Consider the following 13878-nt stretch of genomic DNA (forward strand, 5'->3'; position numbering starts at 1 on the left):
GCCGCCGTCAGATGTACAGCGCCGCCATTTTACGCCAGGCACCTGCCCGGTGGGCGCGCCCGCCCCAGACATGCAATTGATGGCCGACCTGCTTGTCGACGAGAAGCCGGCTCAGATGGCGGTTGTTGTCGAGGAAGGGATCGGCGTCCCCGATGGTGAGAACGATGTCGATCTCGCGGAGCCGCTCGAGCCGCCATTCGCAGGCAAGCCCCGGAAGGAAGTGCGTGGGCGTGTGGAAATAGACATTCTCGTCATAGTAGCCCTCGAACAGGTCGCTGAAGCATTCGATTTTCATCGTCAGATCGTAACGACCTGAAAAGGCGACGAGCTTGCGAAAGAGGTGAGGGTGGCGAAAGACGAGGCTCGCGGCTTGGAAAGCGCCGAGGCTGCAGCCATGCACGATGGTGCAGTCATGAGGGTTCTTTTGCGCCATCAGCGGCAGCACTTCGTTCAGAATATATTCCTCGAAGGCAGCATGCCGGCGAATGCGCTCGGCCGGATGGTGCCGGGATCCATAGAAAGTTTCGGTGGCAAGACCCTCGATACAGTAGAGCTGGAGATGACCGGCCTGCAATTTGTCGGCAAGGCTGGCGACGATGCCGAGCTGCTCGTATTCCCAGAAGCGCCCTTCCCGTGTTGGAAACATCAACACCTTGGCGCCGGCATGGCCGAACACCAACAGCTCCATGTCTCGATGCAGGCGTTGGCTATACCAGCTCAGGTATTCCCGGTTCATGGCACCTAAAAAATCGTTCGACTTTTTCGCGAAGCACCGCGTCTTGCTCGGCGCCGCCAACATAGTCGAAATGACCGGCGTCCAGGATGAAGATTTCGTTAAATTTCGGCAGCGCGTTCGCGACAGCGAACTGGCAGGGTGGCGCTACCGCAGGATCGAAGAGGGCTGCGGCGACGAGCATCGGTACCTTGATGCGGGCAGCCGCGTTCGCGGCATCGAACAGGCGCAAGGTTTCGAGCACGTCTCCATGCGTCTTCTCGTACGCCTGGACGGATTGCGCGCTGCCGATCGTCGGCAAGCTCAGCCATAGCGGCCGGTGTCCGAAGGTTGGCACCACGAGATGTCCCCGATCGATCCGGTTGTCGAAGGGGATCGCCAGCGCCCCGATGCCGCCGCCGAAACTGATGCCGCTATAGCCGATATGCCCCGCAAGCCAGGGATAGAGGGAAACGAGCGTCGAGACGGCGAGCCAGAGATCGTCGACGCAGCCGCCGATAATATAGGAATCGGGCTTTTCGATACCGTAAAGCACATGCCCGCCAGGATCGGCCGGAATCGGCGGGTGCGCGCTCAGGGACAGGCCTCGAGAGCAGGGAAACAATATGGCAGTGTCTTTCACCGGCAAGTCGAGGTCGGGCTGATCCCGCCCACCATAGCCGTGTCCGACGACGAGGCCGCGCCGCACGATTCCAGTGCGGGGAAGAAGCAGCCAGCCGCGGATGGTAAACGCGGCGGTCGATGTATAGGTGATGTCGAGAACATACCAGTCGGGATGCCGGATTTTGCTGCGGCGGAGTTTCGGCTGCGGATCGACCGCGATCGCGCGCCGATAGCGCTCGGTCCAAAAATCGTCAAAACCCGAAACCTCCTCGGGCGGTTTGATCGCCACAAGCTGCTCAAGCTGCATGCCATAGGTTGGGTCGAAGGCGAAGGAATGTGTCTTTGGAACGCTCATGTGATGCTTGTCCCGTGAAAGGATCTGCGACGCAAGACCGGAACGTTCGTCGCACCGGCAAAACTGCGTCATCCGCAGCGGCCTTCGGGCTGCGAAGGATCGGGCCACTGAATCGCACTCATGATTCTTTCGATCGTATTGGCAGTCGTAGGTGCAGAGTGCTAAAATTCACTCATGTCCTTGAAAAGGCGGTTTCCGGAACCAGATCAAATTTCGCCGGACGCTGGAGGGCTTCGGCACCTATTCGGGCGTTCGTCTGGTCCGGCCGGGGGCAGTGATCACCATCGTTTGCCATGGAGGAAAACATGACGTTCCGACCGCTTCACGATCGCATTCTGGTTCGTCGCGTCAAGTCTGAAGAAAAGACCAAGGGCGGCATTATCATTCCTGACACTGCCAAGGAGAAGCCGCAGGAGGGCGAAGTCATCGCCGTCGGTGCCGGAGCACGCAATGAGGCCGGACAGGTCCAGCCGCTCGATGTCAAGGCTGGCGACCGCATCCTCTTCGGAAAATGGTCCGGCACCGAGATCAAGATCGACAATGAAGATCTGCTGATCATGAAGGAAAGCGACGTTCTGGGCATAATCGACGTTCAGGCGGCAGACGAGAGGGCTGCCTGAGCCGTCTTCTTTCAAGCATCAAGTCAAAACTGTGCTGCCTATGGAGGAGTAAAAAATGGCTGCCAAAGAAGTCAAATTTCACACCGACGCTCGTGAACGCATGCTGAAGGGGGTGGATATTCTCGCCAATGCGGTCAAGGTGACGCTCGGTCCGAAGGGCCGCAATGTCGTCATCGACAAGTCCTTCGGCGCTCCGCGCATCACCAAAGATGGTGTTACTGTCGCCAAGGAAGTCGAGCTGGAAGACAAGTTCGAAAACATGGGCGCACAGATGTTGCGTGAAGTCGCCTCCAGAACCAGCGATATCGCCGGCGATGGCACTACGACCGCAACCGTTCTCGCCCAGGCCATCGTTCGCGAGGGCGCCAAGGCGGTCGCCTCAGGCATGAACCCGATGGACCTGAAGCGCGGCATCGACCTTGCCGTCGATGCGGTCGTCAAGGAACTGAAGACCAACGCCCGCAAGATATCCAACAATTCCGAAATCGTTCAGGTCGCCACCATCTCCGCCAATGGCGATCCGGAAATCGGACACTATCTCGCTCAAGCGATGGAAAAGGTCGGCAACGAAGGCGTCATCACCGTCGAAGAAGCCAAGACCGCCGAAACCGAACTCGAAGTCGTCGAAGGCATGCAGTTCGACCGCGGCTATCTCAGCCCGTATTTCGTCACCAACCCGGACAAGATGCGGGCGGAACTGGAAGACCCTTATATCCTGATCCATGAGAAGAAACTCTCCAATCTCCAAGCCATGCTGCCGATCCTGGAAGCGGTGGTGCAGTCGAGCAAGCCGCTTCTGATCATCGCTGAGGATGTCGAAGGCGAAGCTCTCGCAACGCTCGTCGTCAACAAGCTGCGTGGTGGCCTGAAGATTGCTGCCGTCAAGGCTCCGGGCTTCGGCGATCGCCGCAAGGCCATGCTGGAAGACATCGCCATCCTGACGGGCGGCACTGTCATCTCCGAAGATCTCGGCATCAAGTTGGAGTCTGTCACCCTCAATATGCTCGGCCGTTCCAAGAAGGTGATGATCGAGAAGGAGAACACCACCATTATCGATGGTGCCGGATCGAAGGGCGAGATTGATGGGCGTGTGACGCAAATCCGCGCCCAGATCGAAGAAACCACCTCCGACTACGACCGCGAGAAGCTGCAGGAACGCCTTGCCAAGCTCGCTGGCGGCGTTGCCGTCATCCGCGTCGGCGGCTCGACCGAAATCGAGGTGAAGGAAAAGAAGGATCGCGTCGACGATGCGCTGCATGCGACGCGCGCCGCCGTTGAGGAAGGTATCCTGCCGGGCGGCGGCGTGGCCCTTCTGCGCGCGGTCAAATCGCTCGAGGGGCTCAAGCCCGAAAATGACGACCAGCGCGTCGGTGTCGAGATCGTCCGCCGGGCGATCGAAGCGCCTGTCCGTCAGATTGCCGAAAATTCCGGCGCCGAGGGTTCCATCATCGTCGGCAAACTGCGCGAAAAGACGGATTTTTCATTCGGGTGGAACGCTCAGACCAACGAATATGGCGATCTCTACGCCATGGGTGTGATCGACCCCGCCAAGGTGGTTCGCACGGCACTGCAGGATGCCGCATCGATCGCAGGGCTGTTGGTGACGACGGAAGCGATGATTGCCGAGAAGCCGAGGAAGGAATCCGCACCAGCCTTACCTCCGGGCGCCGGAATCGACTTCTGAGGGTTCAGATGGTGGCTCGCCCGCACGGGCGGGCCACTGTCGGTAGAGATTGGGAGGAAGCTCGAACGACTCACCGGACCGTCCGCGCCAAGCCTAAATGAAGCTAGTTGCTTCCATCGTTCTTGCGCGCTTTGGCGCTATCATTGCTGGATGACGACATTGTTTTGCCGTCAGGCTGCTGACCAAAATATGTTCCGCCGAGATGACCGCCGGCGCTGGTGTTCTTTACTTGTCGCTCGGCTCGCTTCTGGAGCTTATGAACGTCGGTTTTGCTCATTTTCGTCTCCGTTCTTCAAGTCGTACCCTTGAACAACCGAGACAGACAGCTTGGGTTCCTCAGATTTTTGGGGCCTGATCGTCGCGCCGAGGTGCTGAGCCGCCTCGAACGACTGACAATGCCAGCAATATCGCAGCTTCGTCTCCTATTGGTCGGCGCCGAAAAAGGCCAGCCGGGTAAGCGCGGTATAATGCGATTCCGACACCATAAGGGCGACGAAGACAAGCACCAGCACTGGCGGAACCAGGATGGCGTAGATCAACGCCAGCCGCTCCCAGGCCATGTGCATGAAAACGGCGACGATCAGCCCCGCCTTCAGCATCATGAACAGCACGATCAGAAACCATCTGAGATAGCCCTGAATGCCGAGATAGTCGACGAGATAGGAGAAGGTGCTGAGGACGAAAAGCAGCCCCCAGACTACCATGTACAGTCTGATCGGATGCTCCTGTCCGGAATGCGCCTGCGTCTGTGCCATGATGTCATCCTCACCACAGATAGAAGAATGCAAAGATGAATACCCAAACGAGATCGACGAAGTGCCAATAAAGCCCCATGATCTCGACGATCTCGTAATGGCCCTTGCGGCTGGTGAAGAACCCCCTTCGTCCGTGATCGAAATCTCCCCGCCATACCTTGCGCGCCGTGACGAGAAGAAAAACAACGCCGATTGTGACGTGGGTGCCGTGAAAGCCCGTGATCATGAAAAAGGACGAGCCGAACTGCGCCGCACCCCAAGGGTTCCCCCACGGACGGACTCCTTCCATGATCAGTTTCGTCCATTCGAAGCCCTGCATGCAAACGAATGTCGCGCCAAGAGCCGCTGTCGCCAGCATCAAAGCCGCCGTCTTGCGGCGATCGTGGCGGTATCCGAAGTTGACGGCCATGGCCATGGTGCCGCTGCTGCTGATGAGCACGAAGGTCATGATGGCGATCAGGATCAGCGGAATGTCCTGCCCGCCGATCTTGAGCGCGAAAACCTCGCTGGGATTTGGCCAGGGCACGTTGGTCGACATGCGCGCCGTCATATAGGCCAGCAGAAAACAACCGAATATGAAGGTGTCGCTCAAGAGGAAGATCCACATCATCGCCTTGCCCCAGGAGACGTTCTTGAACGCCCGCTGGTCCGACGACAGATCGGCCGCGACGCCGCGCAGTCCCGCCGGCCGCAGAAGTGGATCGTGTACCGGTCTTTCTATGGATTCGGTCATCGTCGACGCTCCTCAGGTGACCAATTGACGGCATAGATCGGCGAAACTATTGGCCCAGCCGGCAAAGAGCGCAAAAAGGACCAGCCAGACAACAAGCATGAAATGCCAGTAAATGGCGCAGAGATCGACGCTGAGGCGGACTCTCGCCTGCCCGATATTGGCTTGGGCACGGATCGTCGTTCGCCCGAGCACGAAAAGCCCCCCTAGAATGTGCAGGCCGTGCAGCCCGGTGATCATGTAGAAGAAGCTGTTCGACGGGTTGTCGGCGAGCACGTAACCGGCCGCAACCAATTGCCGCCATACCAAAACCTGCCCGACAAGGAAGAGAACAGCGAGCACCAATGCCACTGCCAGAGCCGTGTTCAGCATCTCGCTATGATCAAGACGTGCTTCGGTTTTTGCCCATTGTAGCGCAACGCTGCTGGCGGCAAGGGCGGCTGTATTCACCCAAAGCAGCGGGGGGATTGGAATGCTCCACCAATCGGCGCCGCTGAGGCGTGTGAGATAGGCGCTGATGAGGAGCGCGAACAAGGCGCCGACGACGGCGAGAAAGATGCCGAGGCCGACCTTCGCCGTTGTCTCCGACGATCCCCGCATCTCCGGCGCATCGTCCACCAGGCCCGTTTCCAGCCACGGCTTCGAGGTCAGCCGCTGCCGCGCCATCCACCAGGCGACGATGCAGGCAATCCCGGCCATGAAGATGAGAATGGCGCTCATGGCGAAGCCCTTTCGGACAATCGGCTCGGCGCTGGCTGGTTCTGCGGCACGAAGTCCTGCTCCGCTCCGGGCATACTGTAATCATACGGCCAACGGTAGACGATCGGCAGTTCCTTGCCCCAATTTCCGTGCGCAGGCGGCGTTTGCGGCGTCTGCCATTCCAAAGTAGTTGCCCTCCATGGATTGCCGCCCGCCTGCCGGCCCCAGCGAAGGCTCCAGGCGAGATTGAACAGGAACAAAAGCTGGGCAGCGCCGACGATCAGGGCGGCGACCGTAATGAACATGTTCAGCGTATGCGCCGACGGCGGAATGAAGGCCGTTTCGCCGAGCTCGTAATAGCGGCGCGGCACGCCCATCAGGCCGAGATAATGCATCGGGAAGAAGATGGCATAGGCCCCGAGAAAGGTGATCCAGAAGTGGATATGGCCCATCGTCACATTCAGCATGCGCCCTGTGACTTTCGGATACCAATGGTGGATTGCCCCGAAGATCACCAGAATTGGCGCGACGCCCATCACCATGTGGAAATGCGCGACGACGAACATGGTGTCTGATAGCGGCACGTCCACGACGACATTGCCGAGAAAGAGGCCGGTCAACCCGCCATTGATGAAGGTCACGATGAAGGCGAGGGCAAACAGCATCGGCAGTGTCAGATGGATATCGCCGCGCCAGAGTGTCAGCACCCAATTATAGACCTTGATCGCGGTGGGAATGGCGATGATCAAAGTCGTGGTCGCGAAAAAGAACCCGAAGTTCGGGTTCATGCCGCTGACATACATATGATGCGCCCATACGACGAAGCTCAGCGCGGCGATGATGACGATCGCCCAGACCATCATTCGATAGCCGAAGATGTTCTTGCGCGCATGCGTGCTGATCAGATCCGAGACGATGCCGAAAGCCGGCAATGCGACGATATAGACTTCAGGGTGACCGAAGAACCAGAACAGATGCTGGAACAGGATCGGGCTGCCGCCCCCTTGCTGCAACTGCTGACCCATCTCGACAATGGCGGGCATGAAGAAGCTTGTGCCGAGCAGGCGGTCGAACAGCATCATGACGGCGGCGACGAAGAGGGCCGGGAAGGCGAGCAGAGCCATGACGGTCGCAGTGAATATCCCCCATACCGTCAGGGGCATTCGCATCAGGGTCATGCCGCGGGTGCGTCCCTGCAGCACCGTCACGACATAGTTCAGCCCTCCCATGGTAAAACCGATGATGAACAGGATCAGCGACGACAGCATCAGGATGATGCCCCAGTCACGTCCTCCGGGCGTCCCCGACAGAAGGGCCTGCGGCGGATAGAGGGTCCAGCCGGCGCCAGTCGGTCCGCCCGGCGCGAAAAAGCCGACGACCAGCACGATGACCGCAAGCAGATAGAGCCAGTAGCTCAGCATGTTCGCATAGGGAAACACCATGTCGCGAGCGCCGAGCATCAAGGGGATCAGATAGTTGCCGAAGCCGCCGAGGAACAAGGCGGTCAGGAGGTAAATCACCATGATCATGCCGTGCATGGTGATGAACTGGTAATAATGGTCCGCGTCGATGAAGGAGAAGGAGCCGGGAAAGCCGAGTTGCAGGCGCATCAGCCAAGACAGCACAAGCGCCACCATGCCGATCGAAATGGCGGTCATAGAATACTGAATGGCGATGATCTTGGCATCCTGGCTGAAGACATAGCGCGTCCACCAGCTTTTCGGATGATATAGCTCCACATCCTCGACTTCAGCGGGCTGGATGACCTGCTCGGTGCCCGATCCAATATCGACCATATTCCATCCTCCCTATTCCCTTCGGTGCGGCCTTCCTCCTTAAGTGCCGGTCGCACTTATTTGGCTGCCGACTTTTCCACGGACGCCAGCGATTTCGCGAAAGTCGGCTGTTGCTCCAGCCAGGCTTGATAGTTGCCATCGGTATCGACGACGACTGTGCCACGCATCTGCGGATGACCGACGCCGCATAATTCCGCGCAGAGAACCTCGAAGGTTCCCGTCCGCGTCGGTGTGAACCAATAATAGGTGACCGTGCCGGGGATCATGTCCATCTTGGCCCGGAATTCCGGCACGTAGAAATCGTGCAGGACGTCGATCGAGCGCAGCAGCATCTTCACCGACTTGCCGGCCGGTATATGCAGCTCGCCGCCTTCGACGATGACGTCGTCCAAGCCCGCAGGATCATTCTTGTCCAAACCAAGCGGGTTATCCGCAGTCACATCGCGCGTGTTCGCTCGCCCGAGCCGCCCGTCCGCTCCCGGCAGCCGGAAACTCCATTGCCATTGCTGACTGACGACTTCGACCTCGCTGGCATCGGCCGGGACGGTGACGAACTGCTTCCACACGAAAAGGCCGGGTGCGAGCATCGCCGCGACGCCGATGGCCGTTCCACCCGCAAGCCACCATTCCAGTCGTTTGTTTTCAGGCTGGTATGCCGCTCGATTTCCGGCGCGATGCCTGAAACGAAAGACGCAATAGGCAATGAACAACACGACGGCCGTGAAGACGATGCCGGTGATCCAGAAGGTGATGACGATCGTGTTGTCGATATAGCTCCAATTGGAAGCGATTGGCGTCCACCACCAAGGGCTCAGCAGATGGAACGCGATCGATCCCACTACCAGCAGAACGAGTATCAATACGACAGCCATCGTCTCCTCCCTGACTCGGCCGCGAACGTTTCCACAATCCGATCGCGAAACGTTTTAGTATTATCTCATGAACAAATCACGCGGGCAATTGCGGCAAAAGTAGCGGTTCATCCCGGCAAGCCGCACGGGGCATATCGACGCCGCGGACCGGATCGGCGGCGTCCGTCATTGAGCCGTACTCCCGCCGATCCGACCGGCGACCCAGAAAACAGCTTGTCCATATCATGCATCTCGCTATTTGGAGTATTGCTTCAGATAGGCGATCAGATTGGTAATCTCGGTATCGTCCTTCAGCCCGACGAAGGTCATCTTCGTGCCCTTCACCTTTGCCTGGGGAGCATGCAAATAGTCGCGCAGCGACGTCTCGTTCCACACGAGGCCGTCTTTGCCTGCCTTTTGCATGGCCGGCGAATAGGCGAAATTCGGGTGTGTTCCCGCCGTCCTGCCAAACAAACCGTTCAGCGAGGGGCCGACCTTGTTCTGGTCGGTTTCGGCGATATGACAGATGGCGCATTTCTTGAAGACGGTGGCGCCTGCCGTGGCATCACCCTCCTGCGCGAGGGCGTCAAGCGGTAGAGCAATAGCGACAAGCAAGCAGATCGGAAGAAAACGGTAAGACATGGCAATCCTCATTCTCTTCATCGCTATCCCAGCCGAAGCGACTGCCATCTGACAGTTCACGACGGTTCGGAGGATGATCCCACGGTAAATTTTCTTGTGAATTCAAAGCGTGCGGTGCGGATAGGCGGAGGCAACTGATTTTCGGTATAAATGCCAGGTCGGATGCCCCAGAGTGGGCATGACGACAAGGCTGACAAAGATGGGGATCGTGCCGACGACGAGCAGCGCCGCGACGATCAATCCCAAAAGCGCGGCCGGCCATGACATGAAACGCCGCCACAGCAGCTCTCCTCCACCACCACGATCCGGCTAACAGTGCGAAGATGCCCCGGCAATTTCTACCGACACGTCAAACCGCAACCGGTAGTCTAGTTTTATCAAATCTCTTTGGCTTTGTCGCCTGTTCCTTAAATTAGATGTTCGTCATTTTTTGCGGTACAGGCGCGCGAAGAAGAGCGTGCAAAGACGCTCGTGCTGGGCTGCCCTGGCATGACCAGTCTCGCTGGCGATTGGTGCGGCGCAGCATCTACCAAGTTCGCGCGGTGAGGCGCTCCTCACGCCGTCACGGGCGCAGATCGGTGCTGGAGCGGCAGACCCAGACCGCGCAATTGCGCTTGTCCCTCGACGGCACATAGCTTTGTTCCCCGAAACCGCTTCCAAGGCATACATCGGAATTGGCCACGGCGCGATCATAGAGCAAACCGCCGGAACCCCGGGCTGCCGGATATTGCAGGATGACAGCGCGGTTCGCCTGGACGAAGGATTGAATGTCGGCGCATGACCTCGTGGTGGTCTGCAGCCGCTCGATTGCGAATGCCGGAAAGGCGGCGACGATCGCGAATGCGGCAAGCACTGTGATTTGAGCTTTCATTTGCGTGCTCCCTTTGTAATCGGCGAACTTTCCCACCGATCCGGTTGGTTGGCACCCCGTTCCTTGCTTTCAAACCCGAGCATCTCCTTTTACGCGTCATCTGTCATTTATGCGCGCCCGAAAGCATCGGTTTGACGGATTTGATTGCGGAGCAAGAACCGGAGTTTTGATCCTGCCTGATCGGCCTATCCCTTTGCTCAGGTCATCGGCCGAGATCGATGATCCGCTGGATAAATCAAGAAGGAGTCCACATGAGCAAAGAAGAAGACAACAAGGCCATCGTTGTGCGCTGGTTCACCGAATTCTGGGGTGAGACCTGCAACCTATCCGTCGTCGACGAAATCGCCGCGCCGGACATGCTGCTGAAGTACTCGCTGCATGCGCCGCGTCGCGGGCATGACGACATCAAGGCCTTCATGATCGGTTTCCGCACGGCATTCCCGGACCTCAATTTCTGGGGCACTGCCGATCTTATTGCCGAAGGCGACTATGTCGTCGGCCAGTGGGAGGGCGGCGGCACGCACACAGGTCCTGCGTTTGCCGACTTTCTGGTCGGATCGCTGCCGGCTGCGACCGATCGCAAGATGCGCTTCACCGGCACCACCATCCTGCGCATCGAGAATGGCAAGATCGCCGAGGAAATCGGCCTCGATGACGGTGTGACGGCGCTCACGCAGCTCGGCCTCATCAAGGCCGCCTGACACAAGGGTCGCCGCCCATCATCGGGGCGGCGACCTTCGGATGACCGCAGGTCGCGCAGGAATCGGGTGGCAGTGCGGCTCTCCGCTGCCAAGAATGATGCACCTACGCTGGAACACACAGGGATAGACGACATGACCGTGATGCCCAGAAACCGGACGACTTTTATACACACCGCGGTGGCCGACGATCCGCGTTGGGCGCGTGTCGTCGCTCGCGATCGGAGCGCCGATGGCCAGCTCTGGTATTCGGTGGCAACGACCGGCGTCTATTGCCGGCCGTCCTGTCCGTCGCGAACCGCAAACCCCAACAATGTGCAACTGCATGATTCACTCGAGGCCGCCAAAGCGACAGGCTTTCGGGCCTGCAAACGATGCAAACCGGATAGTCTTTCCGTGGACAGAGAGAACGCTGCGATCGTCGCGCGCGTTTGCCGATTGATCGAAGAGAGCGAGGAGGAACCGTCCTTGCACGAGCTCGCGGATGCAGTCGGACGCAGCGCCAGCCATTTCCATCGGCTGTTCAAATCCGCAACCGGCCTGACACCCAAGGACTACGCCTCGGCGCACCGTGCGGCGAAAGTCCGCGAAGGCCTTGCGAACGGCAACAGCGTAACTGAGGCAATTTACGATGCCGGTTTCAATTCGAGCGGGCGCTTCTACGAGAAGTCCACCGATATGCTCGGAATGACGCCGAGCCAGTATCGATCGGGAGGCGCCAATGAAGAGATCCGCTTCGCCGTCGGCCAATCGTCGCTGGGTGCGATCCTGGTTGCGTCGAGCAGGAAGGGCGTGGCGGCCATTCTCCTCGGCAGCGACCCCGACGCGCTGGTGCGCGATCTCCAGGATCGCTTTCCCAACGCCAACCTGATTGGCGCCGATGGGGATTACGAGACCCTGGTGGCGCGTGTCGTCGGCCTCGTGGAGGCACCGGGCCTGGGGGTCGACTTGCCGCTCGATGTTCGCGGCACGGCGTTTCAGCAGCGGGTTTGGCAGGCGCTCAAGGAAATCCCGGTCGGCCGGACCGTTTCCTACACGGAAATCGCCCGCCGGATCGGCTCGCCCAAGGCGGTGCGCGCCGTCGCCGGAGCATGTGCGGCCAACAATCTGGCCGTCGCAATTCCGTGCCACCGGGTAGTGCGGAACGACGGTTCGCTTTCCGGCTATGCTTGGGGAGTGGAGCGAAAACGTGTTCTGCTTGACCGCGAAGCGGCCCAAGGCCAGTGAAAGCCCGATGAGCATCTTTCGGCATAGTGCTGTCGTCTCGCGGTACATCTGGCGCATGCCGTGCGAGCGAGGCAATATGCCGACATGAGCGCTCCCCTTCAGAACCGCGTCACCCCCTTCGGCGATATCGTGGCGATTTCGCAACGAGGATTGTTCACCGGCAATCGCGGCATCATCCACGATCCGGCAAGCAAAACGCTGCTGAACAAACGCTGGTCCAGCAAAGCATGGCTGGTCTGCACTTGCGAATACGAGGGCCGCCGCCGTGATGTCATGGCCAACCGGAGTTGGACCGAACTCTTTTTCTGGATGAAGCGGTGGCGTTGGCCGCCGGACACCGTCCCTGTTTCTTCTGCCGGCGCGACGCCGCCAAGGCATTTCGCGCCGCATGGGCCGGTGCGAAAGGGCAGGCTGAACCCTCCGCCGCCGCCATGGATGCTGTCCTCCACAGTGAACGCATGGAGCGCGGACGCAAACGGATACATCCGCTTCCGGGGCCACTCTCCGAGCTGGCGGACGGTACGATTATCGCGGCGTCAGGTTTTGCCTATACGATCGCCAGCGGCCGCGCTTTTCGTTGGACCGAGCACGGCTATGAGCCGTCGCAGAAGCTCGCTCACGCCGAAGGCATGCTGACCCCACCGTCCACATTCATGGCGCTCCGAGGCGGCTATCGGCCGATTCTTCATCCCATGATCGGGTAATAAAATTGTTTTTCCGAAAAACGTGCCGATTTGAAAGCAAGGACCGGAGTGAGGACGGATGGCTTCAGCCCTATTGTCATCCGCAGCAATGGCGTTCTGTCGGGCTATCGCTGGAGCTCGAACAGAAGCGCGCTTGTCGATAAGGAGGCTAGATCATGAACGCTCATTCGAAACTCAATCCATCGGGCTCTTCAGCCCTGTCCGCAGAGGCGCGTGTTGCCCGGTATGACTGGCAGAAGCTGTCATCGGAACTGAGCGGGTTCGGCTGCTCGGTCATGGAGAAGCTGCTGTCGCCTGAGGAGTGCCGGGAGATCGCCGGCCTTTATCCGCAGGAAGAGCATTTCCGCAGCCATATTCACATGGCGCGCCATGGGTTCGGCAAAGGCGAATACCGCTATTTCAAATATCCGCTGCCGGATCTGCTTGGCGGTCTGCGCACAGCGCTTTATCCGCGGTTGGCCGAGGTTGCCAACGACTGGAACACACGTATGGGCATCGATCAGCGGTATCCTGCAAACCATGCCGCCTTTCTGAAACAGTGCCATGATCAAGGCCAGACGCGGCCGACGCCGCTGCTGTTGCAATACGTCCCGGGCGATTTCAATTGCCTGCACCAGGACCTCTATGGCGACCTCGCATTCCCGCTGCAGGTGGCAATCCTGCTCTCCGAACCGGGAAAGGATTTCACAGGCGGCGAGTTCGTTCTGACAGAACAGCGCCCGCGCATGCAAAGCCGCGTCGAGGTGGTGCCGCTGCGCCAGGGCGACGCGGTCGCGTTTGCGGTCCATAATCGTCCGGTCCAGGGCTCCAAGGGGAGCTATCGCGTCAACCTTAAGCACGGCGTCAGCCGTCTTCGCTCGGGCATGCGCCATACCGTTGGCATCATCTTTCACGATGCGAAGTAAGCGCG

15 protein-coding genes and 2 pseudogenes are annotated in these 13878 nt (G+C 59.2%); 6 read left to right on the plus strand and 11 right to left on the minus strand.

Annotation, left to right across the window (positions count from 1 at the left end):
* Positions 1 to 7 precede the first annotated feature (7 nt).
* Both K290_RS0114270 and K290_RS0114275 read right to left on the minus strand, forming a co-directional pair.
* The gene (locus K290_RS0114270) at positions 8 to 736 is read right to left on the minus strand and encodes an esterase family protein (RefSeq protein ID WP_028752552.1); all 729 of its coding nucleotides are present in this window, start codon (positions 734 to 736) and stop codon (positions 8 to 10) included.
* Positions 708 to 1691 (minus strand): acetylxylan esterase, encoded by a 984-nt coding sequence (locus tag K290_RS0114275; RefSeq protein ID WP_028752553.1) that lies wholly within the window; start codon positions 1689 to 1691, stop codon positions 708 to 710. Before K290_RS0114275 ends, K290_RS0114270 begins: the two co-directional genes overlap by 29 nt.
* A 305-nt stretch (positions 1692 to 1996) precedes the next feature.
* Between K290_RS0114275 and groES the strand changes: the two genes are divergently transcribed.
* Entirely contained in the window at positions 1997 to 2311 is a 315-nt protein-coding gene (gene groES, locus K290_RS0114280) for a co-chaperone GroES (protein ID WP_028752554.1), read from the plus strand.
* Between the two features lie 55 nt (positions 2312 to 2366).
* On the plus strand, positions 2367 to 3995 hold the full coding sequence (gene groL, locus K290_RS0114285; RefSeq protein ID WP_028752555.1) for a chaperonin GroEL: 1629 nt from the start codon (positions 2367 to 2369) through the stop codon (positions 3993 to 3995).
* 103 nt (positions 3996 to 4098) lie between these two features.
* Here the strand turns inward: groL and K290_RS37920 are convergent, their stop codons facing one another.
* From K290_RS37920 to K290_RS0114335, 9 genes and pseudogenes are all read right to left on the minus strand, one after another.
* Positions 4099 to 4272 carry a hypothetical protein gene (locus K290_RS37920; RefSeq protein WP_172831008.1) on the minus strand — a complete coding sequence of 58 codons (174 nt, stop codon included), beginning with the start codon at positions 4270 to 4272 and terminating at the stop codon, positions 4099 to 4101.
* A 145-nt stretch (positions 4273 to 4417) separates the two neighbouring features.
* Positions 4418 to 4750: a cytochrome C oxidase subunit IV family protein gene (locus K290_RS0114295; RefSeq protein WP_028752556.1), complete on the minus strand. Its 333-nt coding sequence runs from the start codon at positions 4748 to 4750 to the stop codon at positions 4418 to 4420.
* A 10-nt stretch (positions 4751 to 4760) separates the two neighbouring features.
* Positions 4761 to 5483 (minus strand): heme-copper oxidase subunit III family protein, encoded by a 723-nt coding sequence (locus K290_RS0114300; protein WP_028752557.1) that lies wholly within the window; start codon positions 5481 to 5483, stop codon positions 4761 to 4763.
* A 12-nt stretch (positions 5484 to 5495) separates the two neighbouring features.
* Positions 5496 to 6200 (minus strand): cytochrome c oxidase subunit 3, encoded by a 705-nt coding sequence (locus K290_RS0114305; protein ID WP_028752558.1) that lies wholly within the window; start codon positions 6198 to 6200, stop codon positions 5496 to 5498.
* Positions 6197 to 7975, minus strand: coding sequence for a cbb3-type cytochrome c oxidase subunit I (locus K290_RS0114310; protein ID WP_028752559.1), 1779 nt, complete (start codon positions 7973 to 7975; stop codon positions 6197 to 6199). Before K290_RS0114310 ends, K290_RS0114305 begins: the two co-directional genes overlap by 4 nt.
* A 56-nt stretch (positions 7976 to 8031) precedes the next feature.
* Complete coding sequence (locus tag K290_RS0114315) at positions 8032 to 8847, minus strand: cytochrome c oxidase subunit II (RefSeq protein WP_028752560.1); 816 nt, start codon at positions 8845 to 8847, stop codon at positions 8032 to 8034.
* Positions 8848 to 9081: 234 nt separating this feature from the next.
* Entirely contained in the window at positions 9082 to 9468 is a 387-nt protein-coding gene (locus K290_RS0114325; RefSeq protein ID WP_028752561.1) for a c-type cytochrome, read from the minus strand.
* A 102-nt stretch (positions 9469 to 9570) separates the two neighbouring features.
* A pseudogene (locus K290_RS37925) lies at positions 9571 to 9726 on the minus strand (DUF2189 domain-containing protein); the annotation flags it as partial.
* A gap of 304 nt (positions 9727 to 10030) precedes the next feature.
* Positions 10031 to 10339, minus strand: a complete 309-nt coding sequence (locus tag K290_RS0114335) for a hypothetical protein (RefSeq protein WP_051264075.1) — start codon at positions 10337 to 10339, stop codon at positions 10031 to 10033.
* A 251-nt stretch (positions 10340 to 10590) separates the two neighbouring features.
* Here K290_RS0114335 and K290_RS0114340 point away from each other — a divergent pair, with 251 nt between their 5' ends.
* From K290_RS0114340 to K290_RS0114355, 4 genes and pseudogenes are all read left to right on the plus strand, one after another.
* Complete coding sequence (locus K290_RS0114340) at positions 10591 to 11040, plus strand: ester cyclase (RefSeq protein WP_028752563.1); 450 nt, start codon at positions 10591 to 10593, stop codon at positions 11038 to 11040.
* A 132-nt stretch (positions 11041 to 11172) separates the two neighbouring features.
* Entirely contained in the window at positions 11173 to 12264 is a 1092-nt protein-coding gene (gene ada / locus K290_RS0114345) for a bifunctional DNA-binding transcriptional regulator/O6-methylguanine-DNA methyltransferase Ada (protein ID WP_028752564.1), read from the plus strand.
* A gap of 84 nt (positions 12265 to 12348) precedes the next feature.
* A pseudogene (locus K290_RS34290) lies at positions 12349 to 12968 on the plus strand (hypothetical protein).
* A gap of 155 nt (positions 12969 to 13123) precedes the next feature.
* On the plus strand, positions 13124 to 13873 hold the full coding sequence (locus K290_RS0114355; protein ID WP_028752565.1) for a 2OG-Fe(II) oxygenase: 750 nt from the start codon (positions 13124 to 13126) through the stop codon (positions 13871 to 13873).
* Positions 13874 to 13878: the final 5 nt, after the last annotated feature.

The sequence above is a fragment of the Rhizobium leucaenae USDA 9039 genome, from assembly GCF_000426285.1.
GTDB classification, from domain to species: Bacteria; Pseudomonadota; Alphaproteobacteria; order Rhizobiales; family Rhizobiaceae; genus Rhizobium; species Rhizobium leucaenae.

What these genes read in the sequence shown, in the direction of transcription:
- K290_RS0114270 (WP_028752552.1), bottom strand. Translation starts at nt 736, where the DNA reads ATGAACCGGGAATACCTGAGCTGGTATAGCCAACGCCTGCATCGAGAC.
- K290_RS0114275 (WP_028752553.1), bottom strand. Translation starts at nt 1,691, where the DNA reads ATGAGCGTTCCAAAGACACATTCCTTCGCCTTCGACCCAACCTATGGC.
- groES (WP_028752554.1), top strand. Translation starts at nt 1,997, where the DNA reads ATGACGTTCCGACCGCTTCACGATCGCATTCTGGTTCGTCGCGTCAAG.
- groL (WP_028752555.1), top strand. Translation starts at nt 2,367, where the DNA reads ATGGCTGCCAAAGAAGTCAAATTTCACACCGACGCTCGTGAACGCATG.
- K290_RS37920 (WP_172831008.1), bottom strand. Translation starts at nt 4,272, where the DNA reads ATGAGCAAAACCGACGTTCATAAGCTCCAGAAGCGAGCCGAGCGACAA.
- K290_RS0114295 (WP_028752556.1), bottom strand. Translation starts at nt 4,750, where the DNA reads ATGGCACAGACGCAGGCGCATTCCGGACAGGAGCATCCGATCAGACTG.
- K290_RS0114300 (WP_028752557.1), bottom strand. Translation starts at nt 5,483, where the DNA reads ATGACCGAATCCATAGAAAGACCGGTACACGATCCACTTCTGCGGCCG.
- K290_RS0114305 (WP_028752558.1), bottom strand. Translation starts at nt 6,200, where the DNA reads ATGAGCGCCATTCTCATCTTCATGGCCGGGATTGCCTGCATCGTCGCC.
- K290_RS0114310 (WP_028752559.1), bottom strand. Translation starts at nt 7,975, where the DNA reads ATGGTCGATATTGGATCGGGCACCGAGCAGGTCATCCAGCCCGCTGAA.
- K290_RS0114315 (WP_028752560.1), bottom strand. Translation starts at nt 8,847, where the DNA reads ATGGCTGTCGTATTGATACTCGTTCTGCTGGTAGTGGGATCGATCGCG.
- K290_RS0114325 (WP_028752561.1), bottom strand. Translation starts at nt 9,468, where the DNA reads ATGTCTTACCGTTTTCTTCCGATCTGCTTGCTTGTCGCTATTGCTCTA.
- K290_RS0114335 (WP_051264075.1), bottom strand. Translation starts at nt 10,339, where the DNA reads ATGAAAGCTCAAATCACAGTGCTTGCCGCATTCGCGATCGTCGCCGCC.
- K290_RS0114340 (WP_028752563.1), top strand. Translation starts at nt 10,591, where the DNA reads ATGAGCAAAGAAGAAGACAACAAGGCCATCGTTGTGCGCTGGTTCACC.
- ada (WP_028752564.1), top strand. Translation starts at nt 11,173, where the DNA reads ATGACCGTGATGCCCAGAAACCGGACGACTTTTATACACACCGCGGTG.
- K290_RS0114355 (WP_028752565.1), top strand. Translation starts at nt 13,124, where the DNA reads ATGAACGCTCATTCGAAACTCAATCCATCGGGCTCTTCAGCCCTGTCC.